General features: G+C 63.2%; 5 protein-coding genes and 1 pseudogene. 1 reads left to right on the forward strand and 5 read right to left on the reverse strand.

Annotated elements, in window-relative coordinates:
* Positions 1-139: 139 nt before the first annotated feature.
* On the forward strand, positions 140-232 hold the full coding sequence (locus AC1DX0_RS32530) for a lasso RiPP family leader peptide-containing protein (protein ID WP_477224592.1): 93 nt from the start codon (positions 140-142) through the stop codon (positions 230-232).
* A gap of 146 nt (positions 233-378) precedes the next feature.
* Here AC1DX0_RS32530 and AC1DX0_RS32535 read toward each other — a convergent pair whose 3' ends face one another.
* The 5 genes and pseudogenes from AC1DX0_RS32535 to AC1DX0_RS32555 all read right to left on the reverse strand — a co-directional run.
* A complete protein-coding gene (locus tag AC1DX0_RS32535; RefSeq protein ID WP_477358488.1) occupies positions 379-1149 on the reverse strand; it encodes an exodeoxyribonuclease III in 771 nt (256 codons plus the stop codon).
* Positions 1150-1156: 7 nt separating this feature from the next.
* Positions 1157-1801, reverse strand: coding sequence for an alpha/beta hydrolase family protein (locus AC1DX0_RS32540; RefSeq protein WP_477224594.1), 645 nt, complete (start codon positions 1799-1801; stop codon positions 1157-1159).
* 34 nt (positions 1802-1835) lie between these two features.
* Positions 1836-2528 carry a hypothetical protein gene (locus AC1DX0_RS32545; RefSeq protein WP_477224595.1) on the reverse strand — a complete coding sequence of 231 codons (693 nt, stop codon included), beginning with the start codon at positions 2526-2528 and terminating at the stop codon, positions 1836-1838.
* A gap of 9 nt (positions 2529-2537) precedes the next feature.
* Positions 2538-3650, reverse strand: a complete 1113-nt coding sequence (locus tag AC1DX0_RS32550; protein ID WP_477358490.1) for a tetratricopeptide repeat protein — start codon at positions 3648-3650, stop codon at positions 2538-2540.
* Positions 3647-3845 (reverse strand): annotated as a pseudogene (locus AC1DX0_RS32555) (non-homologous end joining protein Ku); the annotation flags it as partial. The pseudogene AC1DX0_RS32555 and the gene AC1DX0_RS32550, both read right to left, overlap by 4 nt.

The raw sequence follows: 3845 nt of genomic DNA on the forward strand, positions 1-3845 counted from the left end.
CTCCGCCCCACCGACACCGCAATAAGTCGGCGTGTCAGTGCCGAATTTTCCAACATTGTCACATACATACCTTTGGGTGCCGACAGCGCTCTCCTGAGCGTTGCGCGCATCCTTACGATTGTTTCATGGAGCCTGAATCATGAAGAAGATTTATGAGCGACCCATCCTGGTCAAGAAGGGCAATCTGAGGTCGGTCACCGCTGGCCCCTCGGCGCCGATACTACCAGGCTGATCTCAGCACCCGGGACCAGACCCGCCAACACTATCGGGCAATACTCTCCGGCCGACAGGCGGGCGCGCTCCGTTTCTTTGGGCGGCGTTTCCTGGGGTGGCAATGCTGTTGCCGCCCGCATCCATGCGACGATCGTCGCGAGCCTCTTACCTCAATTGCACCCAGACCGGCGCATGATCACTGGCGCCGTCCTCCCCGCGCACGTCACGGTCGATACCAGCCCCTTTCAGCCGGCGGGTGAGTGTCTTCGACAGCAATATGTGGTCGAGCCTTAAGCCCGCATCGCGCGGCCAGCGGTTGCGRCGATARTCCCAGAACGTATAGAGCGTCTCCTTCGGATAGACCTTGCGCAGCGCATCCGTCCAACCCTGCTCGATGAGCGCCGCGAAGGCGGCGCGGCTTTCCGGCTGCACCAGCGCGTTGTCGTCATAGGAGCGGGTGGCATAGATGTCGCGCGGCTCGGGCACGATATTGTAGTCGCCGRCCAGCACGACCGGCAGGCCGGTGTCGAGAAGCTGCCCGGCATGCGCCTCCAGCCGTGCGTGCCAGGCGAGTTTGTACTGGAATTTCGGSCCCGGCCGCGGATTGCCGTTGGGCGCATAGAGACAAGCGATGACGATGCCGTTGACCGCCGCCTCGATGTAGCGGCTCTGCTTGTCGGCCTCGTCACCGGGCAAGGTATCGCGGGTCAGCACCGGTTCGGATCCTCGCGCGAGGATGGCGACGCCGTTCCAGGTCGGCTCGCCCTTCCACACGGCACCGTAGCCGGCGTCGGCCAGCGCGGTGCGCGGAAACTGCATGTCGCGCGCCTTCAATTCCTGCAGGCAGACAACATCGGGTTTTGCCACGGCCAGCCATGCCAGCATGTTTTCCAGCCGGCTGTTGATGTTGTTGATGTTGAAGGTGGCGATTTTCATTGGTGGATCAGGAGGCCACGCTGCCTACCCAACCCTTCACCGTCTCGGCCAGCGTCTTCAAATGATCGGCCGTCGAAAATCCCGAGATGCTCTTGCGCGGCTTGAGATCATGGTCGCCATCCTCCAGCCAGATCACTTCGATGCTGTCGGAGAGCCCATAACCGGCCACTTCCTCCCGCGTGCCGAACTCGTCACGCGTACCCTGGAAGATCAGCGTCGGCGTCTTCAGCCCGGCCAGATGCTTGGTCCGCAATTGCTCGGGCTTTCCCGGCGGATGAAAGGGATAACCGAGGCAGACCAGCCCTGAAATCTCGCCCTTGGCGAACATCTCGTCCGCCACCATCGAGGCGACGCGTCCGCCCATCGACTTGCCGCCGATGATCAGCTTTCCAGTGACGCCCTTGGCGCGCAGATCGGCGATCGCCTTCACATATTCCGGGTTCACAGTCTCGGCGCGCGGCGGCGGCTTGCGTTGGCCGTAGCGGCGGGCCGCCATATAGTGGAACTCGAAGCGCGCGACCTGGAAGCCGGCGGCAGCCAGAGCCTTGGCGGTTGCGGTCATCGAAGGAGAATCCATCGACGCGCCGGCGCCATGCGCGAGCAGGATGGTGACGGAGGCGGTGTCGTCGCCGTCGAAAAGGAAGGTGGTCATGGGGCGGTCTTTCGATTCAGGTCGCGATCCCTTGTCAGCCAACTGCTGTCTGTCCAGATACACCGTCGCAAACCTGCGATTGCAGATATTCAACCTGGGCAGCGAGCAGGCTCGGCCATCCAGTGGCGTCGATACTGCTTATCCATTTACAAGCAGCTTCACGCCCATGAATCTGCTCAAGCAAGCAGAAATAGGCGGTGTCTCGCCATGACCCGCACAATTGCGAATTGCCGTCCATCACATCCAGCGCCGACGCCCATGCGAACCATCGCCTGATCCATGCGCCGACCTTGCCGTCGAGATCGGCAATGCACTGAGTTATGAAAGCATCTAGCTCCTGTTCGGTGGCGACCCAGAAGAAACCCCGGATGGGGGGCCGAAAATCTGCGTCGATGGCATTGAAGCCTTTTAGGAGGAATTGCCGGTTCCGCTGTCTAGAGCTGCGGGTTTTGAACTGAGCCGAACTCGGATCCTTGACTTCATACCAGGCATCGAAGTTCTTCCACAGCTTGGCGAATTTCTTCCACTTGAAGGCAGCGGCAAGCTCGCAGTCATACGCGCCGTAGCGATAGTCCGCAGAGCAATCCAGCTCGATACTGAAATCGGTCAGGTTGTCCGCCGACGCGATTATCAACTTGGCGCTGCCCGGCTTGAACCATCTCTCGCCAAGGCGTGCATGGAGTTCTTCGGCGACCCGCGTTCGGATGGTCTTGGCGTCGAGTTGCACGTCTTTCCCTCACCCCGCCGTCCGCGCCAGCTGCATATCCACGAACTGCACGCCCCTGGCCGCCACCCCAGCCCATTCCGACTCCGGATCGAGCTCCAGATAGCGCACCCACAGCCGCCGCGCTTCCTGCAAATTGCCGGCGTCGAACTCCAGCCGCGCCAGGTTGAACACCGGGTCGGCATAGCTCTTGTCGAGCGCGATCGCCTTCTGCAGGTGCCGTCGCGCCGAGGCGTCGCGGCCTTGCTCGCTCATCAGCCCGGCCAGGTTGAACCAGGCTTCCACGAAGGCTGGGTCGAGTTTTATCGCCCTGGCATAGTCATGCGCGGCGTCGGCCGCGTGGCCGCCGGCGCGCAGGCAGTTGGCGCGGTTGAAGGCGGCGATGGCATCGCTGGGGTCGATGGCGAGGCAGCGCTGGTAGAGTGCGGCAGCACCTTCATGGTCGCCGCCCTCCTCCACCGCTTCGGCCTCGGAAAACAGCTCTTCCAGCGTGTCGTCGCCTTGTGCCGCGCTTCCCAGATCGAACAGCAACTGCCCGTCGAGTTCGCTCTGGCCGCCTTCGAGATAGATCGCGTCAGGGCGGCCGTGCTGCGAGCCGACATTGAGCGACTTGGCGGTGAGCGAGGCGACCGGGCCGGAGCGATGCACGGAGCGCGCGATCGCGCCCCAGGWCGCACCGCCGGCCACCAGCCCGGCATATTTGCGCGCSAGGATCAGGTCGCGGAAGGAATAGGGTTCGCAATCATGCTCGAAGGCATCGAACAGCGACAACAGGTCAAGGTCGGCGCCAGACAATCGCGATTGCTCGATCAGCGATTGCCGCGACAGTGACGACGCCCCCGGCGCCTTCATCAGCCCGAGCATGCGCAGAAACCCGTTCTCACTGAGCAGCATGCGCCCGGCCGCACGCTCGGCGGCGACGCGGCGCTCGATCCCGGCATCGCCGTTTTTCGTCAATCCAGCCTTGGCGAGAAGTGTGCGGCCTAACACGACATGCGTGGTGCGCCTTGTGATGCCGCGCCGGAGCTGGCCATGCTGGCGCTCGACCTCGCGAGCCGCCAACCTAAGCGGAAACGCCGCCAGCGCGCCGATGGTGCCAAAGACGGCGCCCGCCGGTGCCGTCATTTCTTGCTCTTGCCGACCGCCTTCAGCAGACTGGCCTTCAGCGGATTTTCAGGCGCACCGCCCGCTGCCGCCTTCTTGGCGGCGGGCTTGGCCGCCACCTCGTCGGCCTTGCTCTTCGACTTGGCCGGCGGCTTCGACTGCGACAGGCTCGCCTTCAGCGCATCCATCAAATTGATGACATTGCCACGCTCGGGC

The sequence above is a fragment of the Mesorhizobium sp. P3_A9 genome (assembly GCF_056402975.1).

Bases quoted from the DNA above. Each gene is read 5' to 3' on its own strand.
- AC1DX0_RS32530 (WP_477224592.1), top strand. From the start codon at position 140: ATGAAGAAGATTTATGAGCGACCCATCCTGGTCAAGAAGGGCAATCTG.
- AC1DX0_RS32540 (WP_477224594.1), bottom strand. From the start codon at position 1,801: ATGACCACCTTCCTTTTCGACGGCGACGACACCGCCTCCGTCACCATC.